A 25265-nucleotide genomic window follows, 5' to 3' on the forward strand; every position below is an offset into this window, starting at 1 on the left:
AGCATGGATGGCAACGCACCAAGTTGGTTGGTTGCCATGATCACTATTTCAGTTCTTCCTGCAGGTCATCCCACAGCGCTTTCTCATCCAGCGGGGTGTTAGGGGGCAGGGTGGCATTGTTGATGCGGAAGACTTTGCGGCCCGACAGGCTGAGCCCGGATAGCAGGTGCTGTTTGTGTGCTTTGTAGCGTTTGTCAAAAGCGCCGGATTTGATCAGCAGCCGCAGCCCTTCTTCGATGCGTTTGGCCATTTGCAGACCTTGCGCCGTTTTGGAAACAAAGTAGTAGCGTGGGAGAGGGTAGTAGAGCAGGAGCTTGGGTTCGATAGTTAGCCCAGGTACTTTGAGTTTGTTGGCCTCGTGCTCGGCGACGACTTCGTTGACACCCCGGGAGAACAGATCAAAGCGGTTGGCTCCCAGCATGCCGAACAGTCCCTGATAGCCTTCGCCGGTGACAACATTGAAGCCGGCAACTTTGAGGATTTCAACATCCGCCCAACGTACTTCCTGACCGATGCTGAACTTTTTCAGGCTATCGAGTGAATCGACACTCGCGAGTTTGGGTAAGGTCTGCTGCATGGTCAGAAAGACACGGTATCCGGTCAGCCCTTTGTCGAGCGGGATGCGAACAGGCTGCAGAGTGCTTTCAAGTTCGCGATTGGTAGTGCGCACCAGAATGTTGGGCTCCCCCCCTTGTTGCAGCTCATGGGTGACGCGCTGGGCATTCATGACCATGGGGTGCTTTTCCAGCTTGTAATCGCCCCAGTTTGGGCGTGTGGCTTCGAGCACTTCTTTCATCAGATCCCAGTAGTACTCATAGCGTTTGTCTCCCGTGCCCTCGGGGGCCGGAAATACGAAGCGCATGGTTTCCGCCTGGCAGAGGGGAATCCATAACATCATGAGAATCAAAGCACTGCGGCGCATGACCAGTCCCCCTTTCAGTGAAACCCCATCGAGATTTCAGCATAGACAAATTCCCATACCGCTCTATGGCGCCTCCGCAAGAGGCCGACAGACGGAGCGCAGTGCCGGTTCTAAGCATGGGGTGGGCAAGGAGCGGGATCTAGTGGAGATGGGCGTTGGCGACGTGGTCGGGGTGTGAACCAAGTCGGAAAATGACCCTGCGTCAACAGGCTCTTGTGGTTGACAGCGCCCGCCGACTTCGCCCAATCTTGAGCTCCAGCTAGTTGGTGCCGAACGGGATTTGTCGCAAATCAAGCTGATTGCATGGCCCTAATGATACGGTCATGTCCCGTTTTTATACTGCCCGCCATCGTGAATGGATGGACTGATACCCATCGTTGAAAGGAAGAAATCATGCTCAACGATTATGATGACGAGCTGACGCTGACTGAGTATTCCAGCTATGGAATCCAGCCCAAAGATACCAGTACCCTCTGTGGCCGCTATAAAGAGCCGGCCTATATCAATCTGCGTGATGCGGATGGCTTGACCTGCTTGCATCGTGCTGCGATGACCGGCGAGTGGGCACTTTTGCCAGTCTTGTTACGTGCCGGTGCCGACGTGCATGCCCTGACTCCGGAAGGTGAATCTGCATTGCATCTGGCTGCCCGCCAGGGTTCAAAGCTTGCGTACCGGTTGTTGATTCAAGGCGGGGCAGACCCCACTTTGCGAAATCGCCAGGGTGAGACGCCAGAAGCCCTGCTGTATGTGGAGCATTAAGCGCTGTTGATGTTTTGTTTCCAGTCGCGCCGGTCCGAATTTGGGGGCAGGGTAAGCGTACCCTAACGTATCCCCGTCCCAAATCGACCCGGCCTTGCGTGGCGGTAGCGGCACAGCGCTTACCAGCACGGCATCCCCTTGCGGGGACGGAGCGTTTCGCCGGATTGGGGCCTGTTGCGGTGCTGACTACTGCACCCAGACGGGAAGCTGCGAGGTTTACCACTCAGTGGCGCGTCTTTTTCCTTGCATCGGGCCCGTATCCGACAAAGCGCGATCCAGAAATGGAATCTCATGGAGTCAGGCCTTTGTACGGGAATGCCTCCAGTGAGGAGATGAAGGGCTGGGGCAGGGCTTATGTTTCTGGTTCTTCAGGTGATCGAACTTAAGGGCGGAGGTGTTGGATTTGGAAATCTATCAGTTGCGCACCTTTGTCGCGGTGGCGCAGCAAGGCCATCTGACGCAGGCTGCGGAGATTCTGCATCTTTCCCAACCTGCCGTCACGGCACAGATCAAGGCGCTGGAGGAAGAAACAGGCCTTGCACTGTTTGATCGCACCACGAGCGGAGTAATGCTGACGGAGGCTGGAAAGCTACTCCTGCCCGAGGCGGAAAAGATATTGGCAGGCAGCTGGGACATGCTGAACAAGGCTCGATCACTCAAAGGCCAGCTGACCGGGAAGTTGCGAATCGGGACGATTGGCAGCCCTTCGCTGTTGCGCTTGGGGCGTTGGCTATGCTGCCTGCGGTCTCGCCACCCTCTGCTGGCGCTGGTTACCGCACATGGCATTTCTGGCTCTGTGCTGAACGATGTGCGCAAGAAAGAGCTGGATGGCGGTTTTTTTGTGGGTAAAAACCCGTATCAAAATGTGTTTGGCCTGCCGCTGCGTGAAGTGAGGTTTCGTCTGGCAATGCCTGCTGAATGGGCGGTCCGCTTGCAAGGGGCTGACTGGCGTAGCTTGGGTCGTGAGCTATGGATCGGGCATTCGCAGTTCTCGTCGCTGCATAAGCTCAGTAGTGAGCTTTGGCGCGAGCATAATATTTCTCCCAAGAAAATCGGTGAGATTGATCAGGAAGCAACCCAACTTGATCTGGTCCGGGCAGGGATGGGTTTGTCTTTGCTGTCGGAAGAGGTGGTGGCAGAACCGCTGGCGCGGGGTGAAATTGCGCTGGTTGATGGTGTGGAGGTAACTGCACCGCTGGCATTTATTTATCCGGCCGAGCGTGAGAACGATCCGCTATTGCAGGCGATGCGCGCCGCACTCTATGAGGTATGGGAGCTACCGGCGTAATCACAGATCCAGTTCGCCATGGCCGCTTGAACGACGGGTGATTCGCCAAGTGCTGGCGATTCTTGGATATGAAGTTGCGGATGCTGTTGGCGAATGCTGTCGAGTAGCGTCGGGAGATCGCGCTTCAGATGCCCGCCTCGCGCCATAAAGGCAGGCACAACCAGAATGTCGGAGATTCCAGCTGTGGCAAGTGCGGCGATGCAGTTTGCCAACGAAGGCTGCATGAGTTCCAGATAAGCGATTTCAACTTTGGCCTCAGGCCGCCGTTGCCGCAACGCATCGGCCAGCTGTTCAAATGGCTGCGCCCATTGCGGGTCGCGAGCGCCGTGTGCAAACAAGACAATGGCGGTATGTGGCAAGACTGACTCCAATCAAACGCAGTGGACTTTAGATTTTGCCATGGCTGGTGGCTGAATGGCGTGGCATACGTGTTATGCGGTACTGCACGTAGGCGTGATTGGATAAGGCGGTGCAGCGCAGATTGATTTTGGAATCCAACTGTTGGCATCTAATTGATGCCAAAAAAGCAAAACCCCTGCAGAGCAGGGGTTTCAGGCATTTCGCTGCAAGGGCAGGCCCAATTACTTGAGCTTGGTTTCCTTGTAAACGACGTGCTTGCGAGCTACCGGATCGAACTTCTTGATTTCCATCTTTTCCGGCATCGTCCGCTTGTTTTTGGTCGTTGTGTAGAAGTGACCAGTACCAGCAGTCGATTCGAGCTTGATCTTTTCACGCATGATGAATTACCTCGATTAAGCTTCGCCGCGAGCGCGCAGGTCGGCCAGAACAACGTCAATGCCTACCTTGTCGATCAGACGCAGACCAGCATTGGACAAACGCAGACGGACCCAACGATTTTCGCTTTCAACCCAGAACTTGCGGTATTGCAGGTTCGGCAGGAAGCGGCGTTTGGTCTTGTTATTGGCATGGGAAACATTGTTCCCTGTCATCGGACCCTTGCCGGTGACTTTACATACACGGGCCATGATTGAAACTCCCGACTTATTTTCTTTGGAAAAACTGAATTTTTAACACAAACGCCGTCCGACTGGCAAGCCAAGGGCCGGCAAAAGAGGCAGCATTCTGCGCGTATACGACACTTTTGTCAATTTTGACTATCTGCGCGAAAACAAAAGACATTTTGGATGAAAAAAGAACGCGGTCATCCAGGTTGGATGCCGCGCCAATGCGAGGAACAACTGCTCGGTTTGCGGGATGTCTGGCAGGGCGGGGATTGGCTGTTCGGGCCGCCCTGCAACAGATCAGGCAATGCGGTTTTCGCTGGCAGGATCGAACAGCAGTGCCTTGCTGGGATCAATGACCAGGGTAGCGGTTTGGCCAGGGGCCATACCGGCCTGCGGGTGGCAGCGGGCGGTGACCTTCACGCCGTTGAATTGACTGGTGACCAGTGTATCGGGGCCGGTTGGCTCGGTGATTTCGACTTTGGCTCGGATCAATTGCAGATTGGGCTGGTCGGCTTGTGCGCTGCCCTGATCGGTAATCTGTTCTGGCCGGATGCCAAGGATGACCGATTTGCCCACGTAGGGGCGCTGCGCCGTGCCAAGCGGGCCAAGCTTTGCTGGGAAAGTTTCGGTGCCATTGTCGAGTCGGACGATGGCTTGCCCCTCCGCTTCTTCCAGTGTTGCGGGAATGAAGTTCATGGCAGGGGAGCCAATGAAACCGGCCACATACAGATTGGCGGGGGTGTCGTAGATCTGTTGTGGGGTGCCGAACTGCTTGACTTCACCATCCTTCATCACGGCGATACGGTCGCCCAGGGTCATGGCTTCGATCTGGTCGTGGGTAACATAGACAATCGTGGTGCCCATGCGTTGGTGCAGCAGTTTGATTTCGGTGCGCATTTCTACTCGCAGCTTGGCGTCCAGATTGGAGAGTGGTTCGTCAAACAGGAAGAGCGTGGGGTTGCGCGCCAGCGCCCGGCCCATGGCAACGCGCTGACGTTGGCCACCCGAGAGCTGGTTGGGTTTGCGATCAAGCAAGTGGCTGATCTGCAGCATATTGGCTACCCGCTCGACAATGGCTTTCTGCTCTGCCACGGGAATCTTGCGGATTTCCAGACCAAAGGAAATATTCTGCCGAACCGTCATATTCGGGTAGAGCGCGTAGCTTTGAAACACCATCGCGATATCCCGGTCTTTGGGTGGAAGATGGTTGACCAGGCGGTTGCCGATGTGGATCTCGCCTGAAGAGATGTCTTCGAGCCCGGCAATCATGTTGAGTAAAGTGGATTTGCCACAGCCAGATGGCCCGACCAGAATCAGAAACTGACCCTTGTCGATGTCAATATCGATGCCCTTGAGGATATGGGTGTTGCCGTAAGACTTTTTGACGTTGCGTATCGAAAGTGCGCCCATGATGTTGCTCCTGTGCCAGCTGCTGCCGGCGATTAACCTTTGACTGCGCCGGCTGTCAGCCCGCGGATGAAGTACTTGCCGCCGAAGGCGTAGACACACAGCGTCGGTAGCGCCGCGATGATGGCTGCAGCCATTTCCACGTTGTAGTGCTTGACCCCGGTCGAGGTGTTGACGAGGTTGTTGAGCGCTACGGTCATGGGTTGGGTTTCACCGGCCGAGAACACCACACCAAACAGGAAGTCGTTCCAGATCTGGGTGGTTTGCCAGATGACGCAGACGGCAATGGTCGGCAGGGAAATGGGTAGCATGATGCGGAAGAAGATCCGCAGAAAGCCGGCCCCATCAATGCGGGCGGCCTTGACCAGCTCATCGGGAATCGTCACGTAGAAGTTACGGAAAAACATGGTGGTAAAGGCCAGACCGTAAATGGTGTGCACCAGAACCAGCCGCGCCGTGCCGTTTTCAAGCCCGAGAAAGCCCAGCATCTGCGCCATGGGCAGGATCACCACCTGGAATGGCAGGAAGCAGCCGATCATCAACAGGGTGAAGAACAGATCGCTGCCCTTGAAGCGCCACATCGCCAGCACATAGCCGTTGACCGCCCCAATCAGGGTCGAGAGTGCGACGGCAGGCACCAGCATCTTGATTGAATTCCAGAAGTAACCTTGAATGCCTGAGCATTCGACCCCGGTGCATGCCGACGACCAGGCGGTGGACCAGGCTTCGAGTGACGGGGCGGCAGGTAGGGCCAGCAGATTGCCATTGCGTACTTCCTCCAACGACTTGAGCGAAGTGACGACCATGACGTACAGCGGGGCCAGGTAGTAGAGCGCGAACAAGGCCAGTACGGCATAGATACCGAAGCGGCCGATGCGGGCGGCTGGGGTCTGGTGGTAGGCAAGATCAGCCACGGCGTTGACTCCTCAATTCGGAATACAGGAAAGGCACCACGATCGCTGCAGCGGTTGCCAGCATGATCATGGCGCTGGCCGCACCGAGGCCCAGCTGACCACGGTTGAAGCCGTGCTGATACATGAAGATCGACGGCAGGTCAGTAGCAAGGCCAGGGCCGGCATTGGTCAGGGCCATTACCAAGTCAAAGCTCTTGATGGCAATGTGAGCGAGGATCATGAAGGCGCTGAAAAATACCGGGCGCAGGCTGGGGATGACGATGCGGCGGTAGATGGTGGGCAGATTGGCACCATCGACCTGCGCTGCTTTGATGATGGCATCGTCGATACCTCGCAGACCTGCCAGGAACAGGGCCATGACGAAACCGGATGATTGCCAGACGCCGGCGATGACCACGGTGTAGATCGCCATGTCCGGATTGACGATCCAATCGAATGTAAAGTCGCTAAAGCCGAAGTCGTGCATCAGTTTCTCAAGCCCGAGGCCGGGATTGAGCATCCACTTCCAGGCCGTGCCGGTGACGATGAAACTGAGCGCCATCGGGTAGAGATAGATGGTGCGCAGGGCGCCTTCACGACGGATTTTCTGGTCCAGAAAGACGGCCAGCAGCAATCCGACGGCCAGAGAAAAGAAGATGAACAACCCGCCAAAGACGCCAAGGTTTTTCATGGCGGCCCACCAGCGTTCATTGCTGAAGAGTTCCTGGTATTGCACCAGCCCGACGATTTCGTACTTGGGCAGAATGCGCGACTCAGTCAGGGATAGCCAGGCTGTCCACAGTACGAATCCATAAAAGCAGACAAGGCTCGCCACCATGGTGGGTGCGACGACGATCTTGGGCAAGACCACATCAACCAGCCGGCCGAAGCGGCTGGCCGACGCCGTTTGGAGGGATGGCATGCTCGGGCTTCCTTCATGCAAGGTCAGTTGAGCGCCAGAGGGCGACGGGGACATGGTGACCTCCGTGACATTAGTTATAAGGGACGCAGCAAAGTCTGCTGCCAAGTGGGCCTGACAGGCTGCAATCGGCTATGTGCCGGCTGAGGCATGGCGCCTCAGACGGATACCTCGATCCCTTCGCTCAGGACGAACGCCATCCGTGGCAGGCAGGATGCCGGTGGCGATAAGAGGGAGGGGAGGTGGGGCTGGCCGAAGCCAGCCCCGGCAGCGGGAAGGATAGGAGCCATACCGCTGCCAAGCCGGGCGCAACCGGCATCTATTGACGCCAGAGGGGTGCTTAGCGCTTTTTCGAGGCGGCGATGAGCTTTTGCACGGCGTCTTTGCTGCTCATGCTGGAGTTCATGAAGTTGGATACCACGTCCACGACCGCGCCTTGTGTAGCACTGGGCATGGCCATGCCGTGGGCAAATGAAGGCACCAGGCCACCGCTCTTCGACGTGGCAACGAAGTCGTCCATCGACAGGCGGGCGCAGTCGTCGAACTTGGTCTTGGGCATATTCAGGCGCGCAGGAATCGAACCCTTGTTCAGGTTGAAGACTTCCTGAAACTCGGGAGACAGGATGGAAGCGGCCAGATCGTTGGTCACTTTCATGTCTTTCGACTTCTGCGAGAACAAGACGAAGCTGTCGATATTGAAGGTGTAAGCCTTGGCGGTGCCAGGAGCGGGTGCGCAGATGAAGTCTGTGCCGGGTTTCTTGCCGGCAGCAGTGAATTCGCCTTTGGCCCAGTCACCCATGAACTGCATGGCGGCCTTGCCATTGATGACCATGGCGGTGGCCAGATTCCAGTCACGGCCGGGGCTGTCCTTGTCGGTGTATTTCTTTACCAGGCGCAGCGTATCGAAAACCTTTTCGGTCGTGGGGCTGGCCAATGCGGCGGCGTCGAGTTTGACGAAAGCTTTCTGATAGTAATCTGCGCCGCCTACTCCCAGCGCAATCGATTCGAAGACGGTCGCGTCCTGCCAGTTCTGGCCACCGTGGGCGACCGGAATGAAACCGGCTTTCTGGATCTTGTCGGCGGCTGCTGCAAATTCATCCCAGGTGGTGGGGATCTTGGCACCGGCTTTTTTGAAGACTTCCGGGTTCACCCACATCCAGTTGACGCGATGAACATTGACGGGCACCGCCACATAGTTGCCCTTGTACTTCATGACATTGGCGACGACGGGTGGCAGCAGGGTGTCCCAGCCGCCGGCTTTAGCAACCGGGTCGAGATTCGCGAGCACCCCTTCATTACCCCATTCCTGAATCGATGGGCCTTTGATCTGAGCGGCAGTGGGTGGGTTGCCTGATACGACGCGGGTTTTGAGTACGGTCATGGCATTTTCGCCGCCACCGCCAGCTACTGCAAAATCCTTCCAGGTATGGCCTTTGGCGGCCATCATCTTTTTCAACTCGGCTGCCGATTTGGCCTCGCCGCCGGAGGTCCAGTAGTGCAGCACTTCCACTTCGCCGGCATGGGCGAGGGCCGTGGCGCCGAGCAGGCCGATTCCGGCAATGAGGGCGTGTAGCGGTGTACGGGATTGCTTCATGTCTCTACTCCTGATTATTGGATGTTGAAACCCGGCTTGGAAAACCCAGTCAAGATCTGCCATGAATCACTGTCAGCCAGTAATTTGCCCCGCACGATCTGAACAGGTCTGAGCGCCGTGTCCCGCTAATATAGCTAGCAAGTCAGAGAATGGAAAGTATTTTGTAAGCTATCGGTAAGCTTCGTGAGGCTTGCTGGCGGCACCTGCCCTGATTCATCAGGCGGCGCACAGGAAATGCTATGTGATCGCTGAAAGATCAAGGGTCTGCACGTAGATCGAAGTGCAGGCTGATGATGAGTCCATGCGGTTGAGCGTCGGACAGGGTCAGGCTGGCGCCGTGGCGGCGGGCGATTTCCTTGACGATGGCAAGCCCCAGTCCACAGCCTTTGCCGCTGGTCTGAACGCGGTAAAAGCGCTCAAACACGCGCTCCTTGTCTACATCGGCGATGCCGGGGCCATTGTCTTCAACCTGCAGGGTGAGGGTGTCGGCCTGGTCGATCAACCTGACGGTGACGTGCCCGCCCGAGGGGGTGTACTGAATGGCGTTGTCGATAAGATTGGCGACCAGCTCGCGCAGCAGTGCTTCGTTGCCGCTGACCAGTAGGGGCGGGTAGTCATCGGCCAGGCCAAGGTCCAGCCCGGCGGCCAGCGCTCGCGGGACCGCTTCGGCCGTGATGTCTCGGGCCAGGCGGGACAAGTCAAGGGGGGCGCGGTTGATGGGGGCGTCAGGCTCAGCGCGTGCCAGCGCCAGCAGCTGGTTGACCAGATGAATGCTGCGGCGCGTACTGGTTTCGACATTTTCCAGCCGTGCGTGCAGGGCCCTGGCGTCGAAATTGGGATTATCCAGCTCGCGCAGAGCCAGTTCAGTCTGAGATTTCAGGCCGGCAAGTGGTGTGCGCAGCTGATGGGCTGCGTCGGCGATAAAGCGGCGTTGGGCGGCTACGTTGCGGTTGACTTCGCCCAGCAGGGTGTTGATGGCGGAAGCCAAGGCTCGGACTTCGGTTGGGGCATTTTCGATTTCCAGCGGTGTGAGGTCGCGAGCCGTACGATTTTCGACCTGCCGCCGCAACAGGCGCAGGGGGGAGAGGCCACGGCTGATCCCGGCCCAGACGATCAGGCTGGTGGCGAGCATCAGGGCGGATAAGGGGATAACGGTTGCGAACAGGATCTGCTTGGCCAGCTCGGTGCGGGCGCTGTTGCTTTTGGCAACCTGGACCAGCATCAGCTGGGGCTTGGCGTCCGTGCCGATCATCAGGTAGAGCGCAGCAATGCGGACGGGTTGCTGATTGAGCACCCCGTCGTAGAAATAGGGTTGTCTCAACTCGATCTTGTCTTGCGGCGGGAAGGCCGGCAGGTCACGATTGCCAAGGATGAAGCGGCCCGGCGGGGTGCTCACCATGTAATACAGTTTGTCTTCAGGATCTTCTTCGAGGATATCGCGGGCAGCGGTTGGAAAGTCGATCAGCAGGCCATCATCAAGCGGCTTGACTTGACGGGCGAGGGCCCGGCTGGATTGGGCAAGGCTCTGGTCGATAGCGAGATTGGTGTAACGCAGGGCAACACCGAAGGTCACGAAGGCGGCAGCCAGCCAGAGCAGCAGCTGCGGGGCGAGCAGCCAGAGCAGCAGCTGCCGCTTGAGCGACAGCTGCCGACCCAGGCGGAGTGGCCAGCTAAACCGCTGTGGCATCCGATTGTTCTGGCTGTGACTTGCGCTGTTGCAGCAGGTAGCCAAGACCGCGCACCGTACAGATTTCCACGCCACACGGCTCAAGCTTTTTGCGCAGACGATGGACGTACACCTCTATGGCGTTGGCGCCCAGATCCCCCCCTTCCGGCGCCAATAGCGACACGATCTGTTCTTTGGGCACGACCCTGTCGCGTTGGGTGACCAACACATCCAGCACCTCCAGTTCTCGGGCAGATAGCACCAGCGGCACCTCGCCTGCCCAGGCGCGCTGGCCAACCCGGTCCAGGCGCAGGTTGGCGATGGTGGTGATGTCGGGCTGCAGACTTTTGCTCCGCCGCATCAGGGCATTCAATCGGGCTTCCAGCTCGCTGAAATCGAAAGGTTTGGGCAGGTAGTCATCGGCGCCGGCATTCAACCCGGCGACACGGTCTTCCACGCCATCCAGTGCAGTCAGCAGCAGGATGGGCAGATTGGGTTTGAGCGCGCGTACCGCGCGCAGGACGGTCAGGCCATCAATTCCCGGTAGACCAATGTCGAGTACCGCTGCATCGAAGTCTTCTCCGATCAGTCTGGCTTCTGCGTCGGTCCCGTTGGTGGCATGGCTCACCTTGAATCCGGCTTGGGAGAGGCTGGTCAACAGCGCATCGCTCAAGATGGGATCATCTTCGGCAAGAAATAATTTCATCAGCCCGTTCTCACTTTGGTGGTGATATTTATATGAACCGGTGCCAGAACAGCCCCGACCTGTGCGGTCTACGCCACTGATGGGTCGGAGCCTGGAGCCGGCTCTGGAAGGTCGTAACCCGAGCCGCAGTGCTGTTTGCAGCCTGCTGCAGTCGGGTTCGCCAGCTTTGCGCCACCGACAATATAAAAAAGATTTTCAGACTTGTCTGGACAAGGATGATGCTGCACCGCAGCGATCAATATGCGGGCATCACCTGCTGTGGCCGTCTTGTCCGTGGGTTTATTGGCTGGCACCCAGTGCCTTGGCTCGACTTGGCCGGCCGGCATCCGTAGTGCCGCCGGTGTTTTCCCAGCCCGCAAGATGGGGCTGGACGATCTGGGCGAGCGCACGAATCCAGTTCGGCTGGTCGTTCAGGGCAGGGATATAGCGGAATTGCTTGCCTCCCGCCTCGGTAAAGGTCTTACTGGCTTCCAGCGCGATTTCTTCGAGCGTTTCCAGGCAATCCGAGACAAAACCAGGGCAAACGACATCGAGTGTGCCGGTTCCTTTGCGACCCAGATCACCCAGCACATCCACGACATAGGGCTTCAACCACTCGGCGCGGCCAAAGCGTGACTGAAACGCCAGCGACCAGCTGCCCTTGGGTAAGGCCAAGGCCTCGGCCAGCAGGCGGGCGGTTTTGTGGCATTCGCAGTGGTAGGGATCGCCTTTGTCCAGCGTATAGCGCGGCACACCATGAAAACTCATCAGCAGGTGGTCCGGGCGGCGGTGCTGTTGCCAATGGTTGCGGATCTGGCCTGCAAGCGCATTGATATAGGCCGGGTGATCATGAAAGTGTTTGATGGTGCGGATTTCCGGCGGGTTGCGCATATGGCTGAGTACGCGATACACCTCGTCGAGCGCACTGCCACTGCTGCTGGCGGCGTACTGCGGATAGAGCGGAACGATCAGAATCCTGTCGCATCCGGCAGCTTTCATCGCCTGCAGCTTTTGCTCGATGCTGGGTGAGCCATATCGCATGGCGTAATCCACCATAAGTTTCTGGTCGGCCAGCTCGGCCAGATAGCCTTGCAGCAGCTTGGCCTGTCGCTGGGTATACACGGCCAGTGGCGAGCCTTCCTTGGTCCAGATCTGTGCGTATTTGGCGGCAGATTTGGCGGGCCGGGTGGTCAGGATGAAGCCGTTGAGAATTGGCCACCAGATAAGACGTGGGATCTCGACGACTCGCGGATCGGACAGAAACTGGCGCAGATAGGGCCGGAGCGCGGCGGCGGTGGGTGCCTGGGGGGTGCCGAGGTTGATCAGCAGGATGCCAACGCGCCCTGTCGTGGCATCGTGACGAAACGAAGGTTCGGGCAAGTAGCGCATGTCTGGGTGGATTAAGAAACGGTGGTCAGGATGATAGCAGGCCGTCTGACCGGCGCCGTGGTTGAATTGCGCTGATTCTGATGTCAACACGCTGGCGGCATCTCTTTCCGGGCGCCAAGCGTGCAGGACCGAGTCGGCCCGAGGACAAAGTGAAGTCCGGTTCAGCACTGGATGGGGGTGTGCTGGCCGTTGGCGTCGGGGCTTGGGTGCTGTTGACGGCTTATTTCCAGATCGGAAAAAAACCGTCAACAGCGCCCGATCAGCTCAGGCGCCGTCCGCCAGCCAGTCAAACAACTGCAGCGCTGCCCGGCTGCGCTCGGTGAGTGGCCTGACATCACGAATACCGGCCAGCAGAGCCACGATGCCGGCAGCTTGAGGATGGCTCAAGTCACCGCTGTCGATGGCGGCGGTCAGGCCATCCAGGCGGGCGAACAGTGGCTTGTCGAGGCCGAAGCGTTCGCACAGGTCGGCAAAGGCCGAATATTCGCCGCCGAACGGTGCGCCGGGTACCCCAATCCTCACCGCCTGGCTGGGAGGCGTGTCGGTATCAGCCAGCCAGATCAATTGTGCGTCGCTGTCGATATGCCGGCAGATCAGCCAGGCGCTCGCCAGAATCGTGGCGTCGCTGCATAGCGGTAATGCCCATACCCGGTTCTGATAGTCGGCCGGGTCAAACGGTCGCTGTGCGGCGGCAGCAGGGGCGGGCTCGGGTGGTGTTGGTTCGCTATCGGCAGGTGATCGGTCAAGCTCGCAGGTTTCGAAGTTTGGTGCGGCGTGGCCGGGGCAATCCTGGCGGAAAGCGGCCAGGTAGGTGGCGCAGGTATTGTCAAAAGCCGCCGCCGGGAAGAAGTCCGTGCTTACCAATTCCTGCAGACGGTGACGCCAGGTCTCGTACTCTCGAAGGCGTGTCGGCGGGTCTAGCTGTATCCATTCGCGCCGAGCCTGCTCAAAGCCGTGCAACCATTCCTGATAGTCATTATCCCGTTCGAACAGGGTACGGAACCCCGATTCCTGGCTGGCGCTGCGGCTACAGATGCGCAACAGCTGAGCTTCACCGCCCTCGGCCTGCAGGCTGTCGGCCACTTCGGCAAGTGCCGCCTCGTGGTTGCTGCTATAAGGCAGCAGATAGGTGCTGTCACGTAGCGCTGCAGCACCCAGGCTGCGCAGTGTGCGCCACAATCGAATCCGGCCGCCGGATTGACCGCCGGGAGGGGTTAGCAAGAGCAGAAGCCAGTCGGCTTGAGGCATGAGTCACTCCAGAAGAAGCGTTTTGCAGAACGCCGGAAGCGGTTCCGATCCGGCCTGTTTCAGCATAAACGATCAGGATGCGATTCAGGGGGATGGCTCGCTTTCAGCTTGCGGTTGCGAGGGGTCGATGGTGAGACCGGCCAGTTCGGAAAGGGGGGGCAGCTCGCGTACGCTGCTCAGGCCAAGATCGTCGAGAAACTGTCGCGTCGTGGCGTACAGCCCCGGTCGGCCTGGGGTCTCCTTATAGCCGACCACTTCGATCCAGCCCCGCTCTTCCAGTGTTTTGACGATCTGGGTCGATACCGATACGCCACGGATTTCTTCGATTTCGCCCCGGGTGACAGGTTGCTTGTAGGCGATGATGGCCAGTGTTTCCATGACCGCACGCGAGTAACGCGGTGGCTTTTCCGGGTTGATCCGATCCAGATAGGGCTGAAATTCGAGCCGCGCCCGGAAGCGCCAACCCGACGCCAGCTTGACCAGCTCGACGCCTCGGCCGATCCAGTCGCTCTGGATTTCTTCAAGCAGGGTATTCAGGAACTCACCTTTCAGCTCTTCGCTGAACAGGCGCTTGAGGTCGTAGAGGTTGAGTGGCTCGGTGGCGACCAGCAGGGCGGTTTCGAGCACGGTCTTGATGTGGCGCCGTTCGTGGATCAGGCTAGACATGCATCAGTCCAGTTGCAGGGTGGGTTCCAGCGTATCGTCGCTGGCGGTGGCGAGGCGGGCGTAGATGGGGGCGTAGGCGGCATCCTGGCTGACGTGGATCAGCGACTCTTTCACCAGCTCCAGCACGGCGATGAAGGTGACCACCAGCAGCGGTACGCCTTTGCTCAGGTCAAACAGTGTCTGGAACTCGTGATAACGACCATCCGCCAGTTGTCGTAACACCAGCGTCATTTGCTCGCGCACCGTGAGTTCGTCGGGTTTGACGGTGTGATGTTTATTGCGTCGCGTCCGCGCCAGAATCCCGAGCCAGGCTTGTTTGAGATCGGCCGGACGCACCTCGGGTAGGCGCTCGGTGGCTTCGCGGTCTATCCACACCTCCACCCAGGAAAAATCCCGCCCAGCCTGTGGTAGCTGGTCCAGCTCGTAGGCTGCCAGCTTCATCCGCTCGTATTCAAGCAGCCGTCTAACCAGCTCCGCGCGCGGATCATCGGCTTCCTCCGTTTCAGCCACGGGGCGGGGGAGCAGCATGCGCGACTTGATCTCGATCAGCAGCGCCGCCATCAGCAGGTATTCGGCCGCCAGCTCCAGCTGGGAGGATTGCATGGCTTCGACATATTCCATGTATTGCGCCGTGATAATGGCCATGGGGATGTCGAGGACGTCGATATTCTGCTTGCGGATCAGGTAGAGCAGCAGATCAAGCGGTCCCTCGAAGCTTTCCAGTAATACTCGCAAGGCTTCGGGGGGGATGTAGAGGTCGTTCGGCAGCTCGGTGACGGGCTGGCCGAACAACAGGGCAATGGGGGGCAGTGGCGGCGGTACGAGGTCACTCACGGCGTAGCAGATCAGCGGTCGGCAGCGGCGCCCATGACGCCACGTAGATCCAGCTCTCCCGCTCCCGGCACCTTCAATACCGCTTTGTAGCCTTGCCCTTGCGGCGGCAACTGGGGCGGCACGATGAAGGTTGGTGTGCGGAATTCAACGGTAATGCTGCAGGTCTCGCCAGCACGGAGTTTCCGGCCTTTGCAGCCATCTTCCAGGATGTTGAAGAGTGCCCCGTTATCGTGCTCACAGCCAATCGCGGCACAGGCAATGGTGCCACGACTGGTGATGGTGGCCGCACCCAGCTTGCGGGGCCGATTGCTGCTGACGGTGAATTCGGCTTTCTTGCTGGTGCCAATGCCCAGATTGCCGAAGTCGGCCGGGCCTTCAATGGCAGCCTGGGCGGCAAGGGGCAGTGCCAGCAAGCCAGCCAGTAAAAAACTCTTCAGCAGCGTATGTTTCATCAGAATACCCTCGCAATCAAGGCGCCTTCGAATCCTGGCTCCAGCGGAATGCTGGCTACCACACCATTGCCGGCCGCAGCCTGCATCGGCTCACCATTCTTGCCACGCAAGGCTTCGAGTTTGACGATGCGGTTGCCTCGTGGATGGATGATTTCGATCTGGTCGCCAATTTCAAATCGGTTTTTCACTTCCACTTCAGCCCAGCCGTTGGTAATGCGCAAGACCTCACCGACATACTGGCTCTGTTTCGACTTGGAATGGCCATCCAGATAGTTCTGGGTTTCGTGGCTGTGATGGCGTTGGTAGAAGCCATCGGTGTAACCGCGATTGGCCAGACCATCCAGATCGGCCAGTAATGCCGGGTTGAAGGGGCGGCCCGCGACGGCATCGTCGATCGCCTGACGGTAAACCTGGGCGGTACGGGCGACATAGTAACGGCTCTTGGTACGGCCTTCGATCTTGAGCGAATCAATGCCGATTTTCACCAGGCGCTCGATGTGTTCGACGGCGCGCAGATCCTTCGAGTTCATGATGTAAGTGCCGTGCTCATCTTCCATGATCGGCATCAGTTCGCCAGGGCGGCTGGCTTCTTCGATCAAGTAAACCTTGTCGGCGGCCGGGTGGCGGGGCGTATCACCGGCCGAAGCAAAGGCGTTGTTGGCTTCGTCCATGGCTTTCTTAAAATCAAACTGGATGACCTGAGCGTCGCCCGCATCATTTTCGAAGGTGTCATGGACTTTGTAATCCCAGCGACAGGCGTTGGTGCAGGTGCCCTGGTTGGGATCGCGGTGATTGAAATAGCCTGATAGCAGGCAACGTCCCGAGTAGGCAATGCACAGCGCGCCGTGGACGAAAACTTCCAGTTCCATGTCCGGGCACTGCTGGCGAATCTCTTCAACCTCGTCCAGCGACAGTTCGCGGGACAAAATAATGCGGGTAAGCCCTAGTGCTTTCCAGAATTTGACGCCGGCGAAATTGACGGTGTTGGCTTGTACGCTGAGGTGGACGGGCACTTCCGGCCATTTTTCACGCACCATCATGATCAGGCCTGGATCGGCCATGATCAGGGCATCGGGCTTCATGGCAATGACAGGTTCCATATCCGCCAGATAGGTTTTGACTTTGGCGTTATGGGGCAGGATGTTGCTGGCAACAAACAACTTTTTGCCTCGGGCGTGGGCTTCATCAATGCCCTTTTTCAGGTTTTCGAGTTTGAAGTCGTTATTGCGGGCACGTAACGAATAGCGAGGCTGGCCGGCATAGACGGCATCAGCACCGAAATCATAGGCGGTGCGCATCCGGTCGAGATCACCGGCGGGGAGTAGCAGTTCAGGCGTTTGCATGGGAGGCTTCCAGAAGCAGATCGCCCCGTCAGGCGGGGCGTTACGATAGGCACGATTCTACCGCAATCTCGGGGATATTGCGGAAAAGCCATGCTGGCTCAGGGGTTTATTGGCAGGTGTGGCAAGCCATAGGGACTTGGCCGGATCTGCAGCATAATCAGCTAAGCTGACATGAACGATCTGGTTGGTCTGGCCAGCGCAAAAGTTGATGCACGATGCGGGATACGCATCTGGCCGATGAACCGGGAAAACAGAAGAGGGACTTTTTATGGCTCGCATACCTGCCTTGTTTGTTTCACACGGCGCACCGACCTTGCCGCTGGATGGCATCCCCGCGCGCGACTTTCTGGAGGGGGCGGCTGCGCAGTGGCCACGACCGACCGCGATTGTGGTGGTGTCAGCGCATGCTGCCGGTCGAGGGGTCTGGGTCGGCCGCTCGGCCCATCACACGGCCTGGCACGATTTCTCTGGTTTCCCCGAAGCCTTGAATGACTTGCACTATGACTGCCCCGGCGACCCCGAGCTGGCTGATTTTTTGATTGGCCACCTGCGCGAATCCGGCATACAGGCTGGCGCGCAGACCGATGTCCGGCTTGATCACGGGGTCTGGGTGCCCTTGTTGCTGATGTATCCGGATGCCAAGGTTCCGGTGGTAACGGTATCGCTTGATCTTGGCCGTTCCGACGGAGCTCAGGTCGAGCTGGGACGTTTGCTGGCGACTTTGCGTGATCAGCAAGTGCTGGTGATGGGCAGTGGTAGTCTGACTCACAATCTGCGCGAGGTCTGGTCGCACCAGATCAACGATGCGCCAGAAGCCTACGCCCTCGAATTTGCAGACTGGGTGGAGGCGACGCTGGCTGCTGGCGATGTCGAGGCCATCAAGGATTGGCGTCAGCAAGCCCCACATGCGCAACGCTGTCATCCAACGCCAGAGCATTTTCTGCCTTTGCTGGTGGCGCTGGGCGCTGGCGATTCGGGCCGGGGGCTTGCCTTGCACCGGAGCTTCAGCTTCGGTGTGCTGGCCATGGATGCTTACGCTTTTGATTAGTCTTGCCTGGGCAGGGGGCTACGGTGGGGAGTGATCGCCTTTGCGGTGGATGATGGTCAGGGCTTGGCTTGTGCAGGTAAGTATTTGCGATACAAATCATTCTCGGATTGTTCGCGGACAACCGCGAGTTTTTGCCAGATTTTGTGCGCCGCTTCGCGATTGCTGGCGTAAAAGCCTCGGCTGAACAGCAGGAAGTAGTCGGCTGAGCGCAGTGGTGGGCCGACTTTTTCCACCCACTTGATATTGTTGAGTTTGATATACGCATCAGCCGAAGGCTCCAGCCCGGCAAACAGGTCGATCCGGCCGAGTTTGAGCTTGCCGAAATTGGCGACGTAATCTGCACCGCCATCATCTACCGGTGCGCTCTTGGCTTTCAGGTCGCTGACAATGGCCCAGCCCGTATTGGCACCAATGGGGTTTTGCAGGTTCTCAAAGGTCTGGCCATTCCAGAGTGCTGTCGAGCCGGTACGACGATAGGCACGGTACTCAATATGGGCCGCACGTAGACTGCTGTCGGGCTTACCGTTCAACATCGGGTAGATGTATTTCTGGCCCCGCTCTTCGGTATACGACAGGACAAAAGCACCATCGACCTCGCTTTCTTCCAACGACTTCAACATGCGCAGCGGTGGCAGGCGCGTCAGCTTGAGCTTATAGCCGGCTTCCGCCACGGCACGCTGGATCAGCTCGACGGTTGTGCCTGGCTGACTGGGTATTTCCGACCCTTTCCCGAGCGCCAAAGGTGCGACATCCACGTCGGAGTACACCAGCTGGATGGTTTGCGGCTCTGCAGCCAGAGCAGGGGGCGAGAGCAGACCGTGGCAGGCAAGCAGGAGTACCACGCGACAAGCAAGGTGCCACGAGTGGTTGTCTGTTTGGCATGTCTTGAAGGCAATGCGCATGGTCAGACCCTAAGGAAACGGTGGGCAAAATGGTTATGGCGCGACCGGAAACAAAACGTCAACAGAGCCCAAGCCCGGTTGCCCAGTTCAGTTGTTGCCCGCCTGATACTGCCTGTATAGCTGCGCCTCCATCCTCTCACGCACTGCTGCCAGCTTTTGCCAGATGCGTTGAGCTGCGGCAGGGCTTTCGCTAAAGAAGTTGCGGCTGAAAATCAGGTAATAGTCGCGAGACAATAAAGGTGGCCCGGTTTTTTCTATGTCCTCAATCTTGTTGCTGCCAAGATAGGCATCGACCGTTGGTTCCAGCCCTGCATAGATATCAACCCGTCCCAGGCGCAGTTTACCCACATTGCCCTGGGTGCCAGACGCGCCATCATCCACCTCTACGCCTTTTTCCCGGAGGGTGCTGACGATGACCCAGCCCGTGTTGGCCCCAACCGGCTTCTGCAGGTTTTCAAAGGTGTTGCCATTCCAGCTGGCGTTGCCATCTTTACGGCGATAGGCCCGGTAGATGATGTGGGTGGCTCGCAAGCTGGGATCGGGTCGTCCGGTTTTGGTCGGGTAGATGAATTTCCTGGCCCGCTCTTCGGTATACGAGAAGATGAAAGCACCGTCTACCTGACTCTCTTCGAGCATTTTAAGCATGCGCAACTGCGGCAATCGCACCAACTCCAGACGAAAGCCGGCATCTGTGACGGCCTGTTGTACCAGCTCAACCGCAAGGCCGGGCGGGGTGGCGGCGGCTGCGCCATTGCCATTCAAAAAGGGGGGCGAATCGGTATCGACATAGGCGAGCCGCACCAGCAGCGGCTCTGCCCGAACCGGCTGGATCAGCGCCATTATCAGCAGCCAAGCTAAGGCCGCACCTGATCGTAACCACATCATGCAGAATCCGGAGACTGAACCCTCTTTCATTCTTAGAACAAGATCAGGGACTTGCTGAAAATTCTTCTTATTTTTGTTACATTGGTAACATGTTATTTGTGTTGGAATGAGTCATGACAGATCTGGAGTTTATCGACGCGCTGGAAAGTGGCGAGCTGCTACCCGAGCAATTCAATCATGCAGCGCATATACGGGCAGCCTGCATCTATCTGCGACACCAGCCCTTTCTGGATGCTGCGGTCAGTATGCGTAATGCCTTGCAGGCATTTACCGCACGAATCGGCAAGGATGGGCTCTACCACGAAACGCTGACTTTGGCGTTGATGAGCATTGTGGCGGATCGCCTGGAGCGGTTTGAAGGGAATGACTGGCAAGCGTTTCTGATGGCTAACCCTGATTTGTCGGAGCGGACGTTGCTGAACAGCTACTACCGCCCCGAGACTCTGGGCTCAGATCTGGCTCGTCAGCGTCTGGTGCTGGAGCGGCGTGGCGAATAAAGGCCCGTGCGTGTTCGCTTCTCAATCGGAAAGCAAATGCAAATATCAAATTCGAAGATCAATGATGACGTGGAGGATGTAATGACTGACCAAATCAACAAGAGCCCAACCGAGACACCGACAGAGGCTCTGGTGGTGGAGCGGGTGCAAACCGGCTTGCGGATTGAAAAGCGCATGCTCAAAGTGCTGAAAGCGCTGGCCGAATACCATGACATCAGCCTTGGTGATCTGATGGAAGGTATTGTGTTGCATGCCTTTGACGGCAAGACCCCGTTCAGCCCGCAAACGTTGGCGCGGATTGCCGACCTCAAACGGGTCTATGGGCTGGATCTGGACTCCAGTGCCAGTCATCGCTTGATCGAGCGAAACTAAAGCCGGGCGGCCGATGCTGGTCGCCCCCTCACTTCTTCATCATGAGCCAGAGTCCGGCAAAGCTCAGGCTCATGCCAAGCAGCTTGCTGCCGGATGGCTGCTCCCGAAACAGCCAGTACCCAAGTGGAGCCAGCAGCAAGGTGCTCAAAACATTGGTACTGAGGGCGGCCTGCCCAACATGCCAGCCACTGCGATATGCCAGAACGAAACCGACCTCGATGCCGACGATGCCAAGTGCAACACCCGCGCTGCTCCAGTTGAGCGCCGCCAGGCTGCGGTTCCCTGCCGGAAACAGGACCATGCCACCGATGCAGGCAATCAAGGCAAAGCCATAGCTGATAGCCAGCGCCAGAAAAGGGTTACTGTCTGCAGGTACTTGCTTGACGGACAGGTGGTAGACGACAGAGCCGATGGCGGCAATCAATAAGGCGGCGATATACATGGCGAGAGTCTTTGATTAGCGGTTCCAGATCTGCGGCGTAGTGGTCTGCCTGTTTCCAGCGGGGGTATTCCAGATTTCTCGACTGGATGGCATCCGTAACGACGTGCAGCAGACTTGGATGAGTTGTCATAAAAAGCAGCTTACTGTCATCTTAACGGCGGACTCTGGTTATCGGTAGAATGCGCTTTGTGATGTCAGTTATAAGACTTGTTTATACCAATGGATATTGATACCTCTCTGCTGCGGGCTTTCGTGATGGTCGTCCGGCACGGCAGCATCAATCGTGCGGCCAGCTTGCTGGGCCGCACACAACCCGCCCTGAGCCAGCAGATGCGCAAGCTTGAAGAGTTGCTGGGGCAGGCTGTGCTGGTACGCTCAACACGAGGTATCAGCCTCACGCCTTCGGGAGAGACATTGCTGCCTTACGCTGAGCGCATCGTGGCTTTGGCCGATCAGGTGGTGCCGGATATGCGGGGGCCGGCCAAGGCGGGCAACCTGCTACGTAAGGTTGGACTGATTGAAGACTTGATCGGTGCGCGTTTGCCGAATGTACTGGCGGATTTCGCAGCTGTTCATCCGGGTCTACGGTTGGAGGTGCAGGTTGCCCCCTGGCGTCAGATGAGCCAAGCCTTCATAGAGGGTGAGCTTGATGTGCTGGTGACGGATCTTGCAGCGGCAGAGGATATTCCTCAGCCTCCGGTGGGTATGTTTGCCTGCCCGCTGGTGTGGCTGGGCGCAATGGGGCAGGCATGGCCAGACCCGCTACCGCTTATTATGTTTGCGCCGCCTTGCACTTGGCGCGCCACCATCCTGACCGCGTTGAATCGCACGCAGATGCCCTGGCAGATCATGTTTGAAAGCCCCAGCTATCAGGCGGTTCAGGCAGCCTTGCAGGCAGGGCTGGGCCTGACGGCCTTGTTGCCGGATGCGGTGCCTCGTGGCGTGCAACGCGTCGTCGATGAGCGATTGCCGCCTTTGCCACCGGTTTCGATCGGTGTGTTCCGTCAGCCCACAACGATGGGTGATCCGATTACTGATGAGTTATGCCGATTGTTCCTGCGTGAGATTGGCGGTATTGCCGCGCAAACGGCTTAAGGCCTGTTGACATCTTGTTTCCGGTCGCGCCGTTGCCATCGCACGCAATGACGCGGACGGATCGCCGGTCTGCCCGAAGCGCCCGATAGCCAGCGAGGGGAATGCTTACTCCTTCAGCGACTCTTCCCCTCGGGTGCTTGCTGCGCACTCAGCACAGCAGACGTTCCATCACACCTTTATAAATGGCGGATAGCTTGGGCAGGTCATCAATGGCTACGCACTCATTCAGCTTGTGAATGGTGGCGTTGATCGGACCAAACTCGACTACCTGCGGACACCACTCTGCGATGAAGCGGCCATCCGAAGTTCCGCCGGTCGTTGAAAGCTCGGGCCTGGCGCCGCAGACGGACTCAATGCTGGCGCTGATGGCATCCGACAGGGCACCTGGGAGTGTCAGATAGGGTTTGCCATGAAGGGTCCAGTCGAGCTGATAGCGCAAACCATGCCGATCAAGGGTGTCATGCACTTGCTGCTTGAGTCCCTCTACCGTACTGGCGGTGCTGAAGCGGAAGTTGAATTTGAGATCAAGCTCGCCAGGGATCACGTTGGTCGCCCCTGTGCCGGCATGGATATTCGAGATCTGCCAGGTTGTCGGCGGAAAGAATGCATTTCCCTCGTCCCAGCGGATGGCGGCCAGTTCTGCCAAGGCCGGGGCGGCTAGATGGATCGGATTTTCTGCCAGATGCGGGTAGGCAATATGACCCTGTATCCCCTGAATCAGCAGATGACCCGACAGTGAACCACGCCGGCCGTTTTTGATGGTGTCGCCGAATACTTCCGCCGAGGTCGGCTCGCCGACAATGCAATAGTCGATGGCTTCACCCCGTTGTCGTAAGGCTTCGATGACCTTCACCGTACCATGAACAGCGCTACCTTCTTCATCCGAGGTAATCAGCAGCGCAATTGAGCCATTGTGCTCAGGATATTCGGCAACGAAGTCTTCAATGGCGGTAACAAAAGCAGCCAGCGATGCTTTCATATCCGCAGCGCCACGGCCATACAGCAAGCCATCGCGATGGGTTGGCTCGAACGGGTTGCTATGCCATTGTCCGAGGGGGCCGGTGGGGACGACGTCGGTATGCCCGGCAAAGCACAGTACCGGCCCACGATTGCCCCGGCGTGCCCACAGATTATCAACATCCCCGAAGCGCATTTTTTCCAGCTTGAAGCCCAGGGGAGCCAGACGTTCTGCCATTTCATCCTGACAGCCGGCATCATCCGGAGTCGTGGACTTCAGCCGCAGCAGACGTTCAGTCAGTGCCAGAGTGCGGTCAGTCATGCGGTGGCCTCCCGGTAGGCGGTTTCGTCAAAGCCCAGCAACACGGCATTGCCCACTTCCAGCACCGGACGTTTGATCATCGAAGGCTGTAACAGCAGCAGTGCTTTGGCGCTGGCATTGTCCACCACGCTAGCCTGCTGTTCGGGGCTGAGTTTGCGCCAGGTTGTACCTTGGCGATTCAGGACTTTCTGCCAGCCATGCAGGGCCAGCCACTGGTCAAGGCGCTCGGCGGGCACTCCCTGCTTCTTGTAGTCGTGAAATTCGTAGGCCTTGCCTTCGGCTTCCAGCCAGTCACGGGCTTTCTTGATGGTGCTGCAATTGACGATGCCGTACATCTTCATGCTGTCATAGGTCCTTGGAGGCATAAAAAATAAAAAGGCGAGCCTCCTGGCTCGCCCCGCAGAGGGTGATTCCTGGCTCTGAAGAGGTTTCAGCTTTGCGCCAAAACTGAAATTTCAACAGAGCCCCGTTTCAATGCAAGTCGATGTTGAAACTGACATCGGAGGCAGGAGGGGCTGCTCGCTCCCCAGTCTTGGCGGCTTTCTGGGCTTCCAACTCTTCAAGTGACTGAGCGTTGTTCACCAGCCATGCAAGGTTGGTGGCCGAATCCGAATTCTTCAAGGCTTCCTCATAGGTGATTTCACCTTCCTTGAACAGTTTGTACAGCGCCTGCTCGAAAGTCTGGGAACCTTCGTAAAGGCTATTCTCCATGGCATCCTTGATCTGGTCGATCTCGCCGTTCTTGATCAATTCAGAAATCCGCGCCGAATTGACCAAGACTTCAACCGCTGGTGTCAGCGTCCCTCGCTTATTGCGGACCAAACGCTGCGAAATCACGGCCTTCAATGCCACCGACAAGTCCATCAACAGACTCTCGCGCGCATCATGCGGGAAGAAGTTAATGATACGGTTGAGCATGTGATAGCTGTTGTTGGCGTGTAGGGTGGAGATGCACAAATGACCTGCCTGTGCGTAGGCCATGGCTTGCTGCATGACGAGCTTGTCGCGAACCTCGCCGATCATCAGAACATCGGGCGCTTCCCGCATCGCGTTCTTCAGTGCATCAGAGTAACTGTGGGTGTCGATGCCCACTTCGCGTTGGCTGACGATAGATTTTTTGTGGGTATACAAATACTCGACCGGGTCTTCGATGGTCAGGATGTGACCAGGGGTGGTGCTGTTCCGGTACTCCAACATCGCCGTTACCGTTGATGACTTGCCACTGCCTGTTGCGCCCACCAGAAAGATCAGACCACGCTTTTCCAGGATCAGCGACTTCAAAACCTCTGGCAGGCGCAATTCCTCGATACCGGGAGAAGTGGCTTTGACGTAGCGGATCACCATCGCGACACTGCCGCGTTGCTTGAATACGTTGACGCGAAAGCTACCCAAGCCTTCTACACCCTGACGAAAGTTCATTTCCCAATCGCGCTCGAAGTCGGAGATTTGCTCGTCGTTCATCAGCTCATATGCAAGCTGCTTGACGTGATCCGGCGACAAAACCTGTTTATTCACCGGGTGAATGACACCCTGGATCTTGACCTGGACTGGGGCGCCAGCAGTAACAAACAGGTCGGTGGCCTGGCGCTCGGCCATCAATTTGAAATAGGGCAGCAGGTTCATGGCTATGTATTTCTGGTAACTGGCAATCAAATATCGGTGTAGTGGCCGTATTGGCAGGGTACCGAACCGCTTGTCCTGAAGCAGCTTCGGCA

The 25265-nt window shown here is 57.8% G+C and carries 28 protein-coding genes; 6 read left to right on the forward strand and 22 right to left on the reverse strand.

The genetic code is table 11. The features are described 5' to 3' along the window. Positions 1-43: 43 nt before the first annotated feature. Positions 44-862, reverse strand: a complete 819-nt coding sequence (locus PZA18_RS14965) for a hypothetical protein (protein WP_284101666.1) — start codon at positions 860-862, stop codon at positions 44-46. Positions 863-1315: 453 nt separating this feature from the next. On the opposite strand from PZA18_RS14965, the gene PZA18_RS14970 reads away from it, so the two are divergent. Both PZA18_RS14970 and PZA18_RS14975 read left to right on the forward strand, forming a co-directional pair. Further along, positions 1316-1681, forward strand: coding sequence for an ankyrin repeat domain-containing protein (locus PZA18_RS14970; protein WP_284101667.1), 366 nt, complete (start codon positions 1316-1318; stop codon positions 1679-1681). A 403-nt stretch (positions 1682-2084) separates the two neighbouring features. Beyond that, positions 2085-2969, forward strand: a complete 885-nt coding sequence (locus tag PZA18_RS14975) for a LysR family transcriptional regulator (protein WP_284101668.1) — start codon at positions 2085-2087, stop codon at positions 2967-2969. Here PZA18_RS14975 and PZA18_RS14980 read toward each other — a convergent pair. The 15 genes from PZA18_RS14980 to trhP form a co-directional block, all read right to left on the reverse strand. Then, a complete protein-coding gene (locus PZA18_RS14980) occupies positions 2942-3328 on the reverse strand; it encodes a sirohydrochlorin chelatase (protein ID WP_284101669.1) in 387 nt (128 codons plus the stop codon). The two genes, PZA18_RS14975 and PZA18_RS14980, sit on opposite strands and share 28 nt — an antisense overlap. 222 nt (positions 3329-3550) lie before the next feature. Continuing rightward, positions 3551-3706 (reverse strand): 50S ribosomal protein L33, encoded by a 156-nt coding sequence (gene rpmG, locus PZA18_RS14985; protein WP_284101670.1) that lies wholly within the window; start codon positions 3704-3706, stop codon positions 3551-3553. Positions 3707-3721: 15 nt separating this feature from the next. Beyond that, the gene (gene rpmB, locus PZA18_RS14990) at positions 3722-3955 is read right to left on the reverse strand and encodes a 50S ribosomal protein L28 (protein ID WP_284101671.1); all 234 of its coding nucleotides are present in this window, start codon (positions 3953-3955) and stop codon (positions 3722-3724) included. 276 nt (positions 3956-4231) lie between these two features. Further along, a complete protein-coding gene (locus tag PZA18_RS14995) occupies positions 4232-5344 on the reverse strand; it encodes an ABC transporter ATP-binding protein (protein ID WP_284101672.1) in 1113 nt (370 codons plus the stop codon). A gap of 32 nt (positions 5345-5376) precedes the next feature. Continuing rightward, complete coding sequence (locus PZA18_RS15000; protein ID WP_308447395.1) at positions 5377-6255, reverse strand: carbohydrate ABC transporter permease; 879 nt, start codon at positions 6253-6255, stop codon at positions 5377-5379. Further along, the gene (locus tag PZA18_RS15005) at positions 6248-7156 is read right to left on the reverse strand and encodes a carbohydrate ABC transporter permease (protein WP_284101673.1); all 909 of its coding nucleotides are present in this window, start codon (positions 7154-7156) and stop codon (positions 6248-6250) included. The genes PZA18_RS15000 and PZA18_RS15005 overlap by 8 nt, the downstream gene beginning before the upstream one ends. Before the next feature lie 337 nt (positions 7157-7493). Further along, the gene (locus tag PZA18_RS15010; protein WP_284101674.1) at positions 7494-8747 is read right to left on the reverse strand and encodes an ABC transporter substrate-binding protein; all 1254 of its coding nucleotides are present in this window, start codon (positions 8745-8747) and stop codon (positions 7494-7496) included. 256 nt (positions 8748-9003) lie between these two features. Next, complete coding sequence (locus PZA18_RS15015) at positions 9004-10434, reverse strand: sensor histidine kinase (protein WP_284101675.1); 1431 nt, start codon at positions 10432-10434, stop codon at positions 9004-9006. After that, on the reverse strand, positions 10418-11119 hold the full coding sequence (locus PZA18_RS15020; RefSeq protein ID WP_284101676.1) for a response regulator transcription factor: 702 nt from the start codon (positions 11117-11119) through the stop codon (positions 10418-10420). Before PZA18_RS15020 ends, PZA18_RS15015 begins: the two co-directional genes overlap by 17 nt. A 279-nt stretch (positions 11120-11398) precedes the next feature. Then, a complete protein-coding gene (hemH, locus tag PZA18_RS15025; RefSeq protein WP_284101677.1) occupies positions 11399-12487 on the reverse strand; it encodes a ferrochelatase in 1089 nt (362 codons plus the stop codon). A gap of 264 nt (positions 12488-12751) precedes the next feature. Then, complete coding sequence (locus tag PZA18_RS15030; RefSeq protein ID WP_284101678.1) at positions 12752-13735, reverse strand: chromate resistance protein ChrB domain-containing protein; 984 nt, start codon at positions 13733-13735, stop codon at positions 12752-12754. A gap of 84 nt (positions 13736-13819) precedes the next feature. Beyond that, positions 13820-14401 carry an SMC-Scp complex subunit ScpB gene (scpB, locus tag PZA18_RS15035; protein WP_308447396.1) on the reverse strand — a complete coding sequence of 194 codons (582 nt, stop codon included), beginning with the start codon at positions 14399-14401 and terminating at the stop codon, positions 13820-13822. A 3-nt stretch (positions 14402-14404) separates the two neighbouring features. Further along, the gene (locus tag PZA18_RS15040) at positions 14405-15235 is read right to left on the reverse strand and encodes a segregation and condensation protein A (protein ID WP_308447397.1); all 831 of its coding nucleotides are present in this window, start codon (positions 15233-15235) and stop codon (positions 14405-14407) included. Positions 15236-15246: 11 nt separating this feature from the next. Continuing rightward, a complete protein-coding gene (locus PZA18_RS15045; protein WP_284101679.1) occupies positions 15247-15687 on the reverse strand; it encodes a hypothetical protein in 441 nt (146 codons plus the stop codon). Next, complete coding sequence (gene trhP / locus PZA18_RS15050; protein ID WP_284101680.1) at positions 15687-17030, reverse strand: prephenate-dependent tRNA uridine(34) hydroxylase TrhP; 1344 nt, start codon at positions 17028-17030, stop codon at positions 15687-15689. The genes PZA18_RS15045 and trhP overlap by 1 nt, the downstream gene beginning before the upstream one ends. Before the next feature lie 268 nt (positions 17031-17298). On the opposite strand from trhP, the gene PZA18_RS15055 reads away from it, so the two are divergent. Then, positions 17299-18078: a dioxygenase family protein gene (locus PZA18_RS15055; protein WP_284101681.1), complete on the forward strand. Its 780-nt coding sequence runs from the start codon at positions 17299-17301 to the stop codon at positions 18076-18078. Between the two features lie 56 nt (positions 18079-18134). On the opposite strand, the gene PZA18_RS15060 is transcribed toward PZA18_RS15055, so the two are convergent. Beyond that, positions 18135-18980 carry a substrate-binding periplasmic protein gene (locus PZA18_RS15060; protein WP_284101682.1) on the reverse strand — a complete coding sequence of 282 codons (846 nt, stop codon included), beginning with the start codon at positions 18978-18980 and terminating at the stop codon, positions 18135-18137. Positions 18981-19067: 87 nt separating this feature from the next. Beyond that, positions 19068-19865 carry a substrate-binding periplasmic protein gene (locus PZA18_RS15065; RefSeq protein WP_284101683.1) on the reverse strand — a complete coding sequence of 266 codons (798 nt, stop codon included), beginning with the start codon at positions 19863-19865 and terminating at the stop codon, positions 19068-19070. 113 nt (positions 19866-19978) lie between these two features. Here PZA18_RS15065 and PZA18_RS15070 point away from each other — a divergent pair, with 113 nt between their 5' ends. Further along, positions 19979-20362: a hypothetical protein gene (locus PZA18_RS15070; RefSeq protein ID WP_284101684.1), complete on the forward strand. Its 384-nt coding sequence runs from the start codon at positions 19979-19981 to the stop codon at positions 20360-20362. Positions 20363-20443: 81 nt separating this feature from the next. Then, positions 20444-20734: a hypothetical protein gene (locus tag PZA18_RS15075; RefSeq protein ID WP_284101685.1), complete on the forward strand. Its 291-nt coding sequence runs from the start codon at positions 20444-20446 to the stop codon at positions 20732-20734. A 28-nt stretch (positions 20735-20762) separates the two neighbouring features. On the opposite strand, the gene PZA18_RS15080 is transcribed toward PZA18_RS15075, so the two are convergent. Beyond that, positions 20763-21176: an EamA family transporter gene (locus PZA18_RS15080; protein WP_284101686.1), complete on the reverse strand. Its 414-nt coding sequence runs from the start codon at positions 21174-21176 to the stop codon at positions 20763-20765. A 219-nt stretch (positions 21177-21395) separates the two neighbouring features. On the opposite strand from PZA18_RS15080, the gene PZA18_RS15085 reads away from it, so the two are divergent. Then, complete coding sequence (locus PZA18_RS15085) at positions 21396-22271, forward strand: LysR family transcriptional regulator (protein WP_284101687.1); 876 nt, start codon at positions 21396-21398, stop codon at positions 22269-22271. A gap of 148 nt (positions 22272-22419) precedes the next feature. Here PZA18_RS15085 and dapE read toward each other — a convergent pair whose 3' ends face one another. From dapE to PZA18_RS15100, 3 genes are all read right to left on the reverse strand, one after another. After that, positions 22420-23550, reverse strand: a complete 1131-nt coding sequence (gene dapE, locus PZA18_RS15090) for a succinyl-diaminopimelate desuccinylase (RefSeq protein WP_284101688.1) — start codon at positions 23548-23550, stop codon at positions 22420-22422. Further along, positions 23547-23891, reverse strand: coding sequence for an ArsC family reductase (locus PZA18_RS15095; protein WP_284101689.1), 345 nt, complete (start codon positions 23889-23891; stop codon positions 23547-23549). Before PZA18_RS15095 ends, dapE begins: the two co-directional genes overlap by 4 nt. A gap of 130 nt (positions 23892-24021) precedes the next feature. After that, positions 24022-25173 (reverse strand): PilT/PilU family type 4a pilus ATPase, encoded by a 1152-nt coding sequence (locus tag PZA18_RS15100; RefSeq protein WP_284101690.1) that lies wholly within the window; start codon positions 25171-25173, stop codon positions 24022-24024. Between the last annotated feature and the right edge of the window lie 92 nt (positions 25174-25265).

It is taken from the genome of Parachitinimonas caeni (assembly GCF_030129945.1).
GTDB classification, from domain to species: Bacteria; Pseudomonadota; Gammaproteobacteria; order Burkholderiales; family Chitinimonadaceae; genus Parachitinimonas; species Parachitinimonas caeni.

Bases quoted from the DNA above. Each gene is read 5' to 3' on its own strand.
- PZA18_RS14965 (WP_284101666.1), bottom strand. From the start codon at position 862: ATGCGCTTCGTATTTCCGGCCCCCGAGGGCACGGGAGACAAACGCTAT.
- PZA18_RS14970 (WP_284101667.1), top strand. From the start codon at position 1,316: ATGCTCAACGATTATGATGACGAGCTGACGCTGACTGAGTATTCCAGC.
- rpmG (WP_284101670.1), bottom strand. From the start codon at position 3,706: ATGCGTGAAAAGATCAAGCTCGAATCGACTGCTGGTACTGGTCACTTC.
- rpmB (WP_284101671.1), bottom strand. From the start codon at position 3,955: ATGGCCCGTGTATGTAAAGTCACCGGCAAGGGTCCGATGACAGGGAAC.
- PZA18_RS14995 (WP_284101672.1), bottom strand. From the start codon at position 5,344: ATGGGCGCACTTTCGATACGCAACGTCAAAAAGTCTTACGGCAACACC.
- PZA18_RS15005 (WP_284101673.1), bottom strand. From the start codon at position 7,156: ATGCCATCCCTCCAAACGGCGTCGGCCAGCCGCTTCGGCCGGCTGGTT.
- PZA18_RS15010 (WP_284101674.1), bottom strand. From the start codon at position 8,747: ATGAAGCAATCCCGTACACCGCTACACGCCCTCATTGCCGGAATCGGC.
- PZA18_RS15015 (WP_284101675.1), bottom strand. From the start codon at position 10,434: ATGCCACAGCGGTTTAGCTGGCCACTCCGCCTGGGTCGGCAGCTGTCG.
- PZA18_RS15020 (WP_284101676.1), bottom strand. From the start codon at position 11,119: ATGAAATTATTTCTTGCCGAAGATGATCCCATCTTGAGCGATGCGCTG.
- hemH (WP_284101677.1), bottom strand. From the start codon at position 12,487: ATGCGCTACTTGCCCGAACCTTCGTTTCGTCACGATGCCACGACAGGG.
- PZA18_RS15030 (WP_284101678.1), bottom strand. From the start codon at position 13,735: ATGCCTCAAGCCGACTGGCTTCTGCTCTTGCTAACCCCTCCCGGCGGT.
- scpB (WP_308447396.1), bottom strand. From the start codon at position 14,401: ATGTCTAGCCTGATCCACGAACGGCGCCACATCAAGACCGTGCTCGAA.
- PZA18_RS15045 (WP_284101679.1), bottom strand. From the start codon at position 15,687: ATGAAACATACGCTGCTGAAGAGTTTTTTACTGGCTGGCTTGCTGGCA.
- trhP (WP_284101680.1), bottom strand. From the start codon at position 17,030: ATGCAAACGCCTGAACTGCTACTCCCCGCCGGTGATCTCGACCGGATG.
- PZA18_RS15055 (WP_284101681.1), top strand. From the start codon at position 17,299: ATGGCTCGCATACCTGCCTTGTTTGTTTCACACGGCGCACCGACCTTG.
- PZA18_RS15060 (WP_284101682.1), bottom strand. From the start codon at position 18,980: ATGCGCATTGCCTTCAAGACATGCCAAACAGACAACCACTCGTGGCAC.
- PZA18_RS15065 (WP_284101683.1), bottom strand. From the start codon at position 19,865: ATGATGTGGTTACGATCAGGTGCGGCCTTAGCTTGGCTGCTGATAATG.
- PZA18_RS15070 (WP_284101684.1), top strand. From the start codon at position 19,979: ATGACAGATCTGGAGTTTATCGACGCGCTGGAAAGTGGCGAGCTGCTA.
- PZA18_RS15075 (WP_284101685.1), top strand. From the start codon at position 20,444: ATGACTGACCAAATCAACAAGAGCCCAACCGAGACACCGACAGAGGCT.
- PZA18_RS15080 (WP_284101686.1), bottom strand. From the start codon at position 21,176: ATGTATATCGCCGCCTTATTGATTGCCGCCATCGGCTCTGTCGTCTAC.
- PZA18_RS15085 (WP_284101687.1), top strand. From the start codon at position 21,396: ATGGATATTGATACCTCTCTGCTGCGGGCTTTCGTGATGGTCGTCCGG.
- dapE (WP_284101688.1), bottom strand. From the start codon at position 23,550: ATGACTGACCGCACTCTGGCACTGACTGAACGTCTGCTGCGGCTGAAG.
- PZA18_RS15095 (WP_284101689.1), bottom strand. From the start codon at position 23,891: ATGAAGATGTACGGCATCGTCAATTGCAGCACCATCAAGAAAGCCCGT.
- PZA18_RS15100 (WP_284101690.1), bottom strand. From the start codon at position 25,173: ATGAACCTGCTGCCCTATTTCAAATTGATGGCCGAGCGCCAGGCCACC.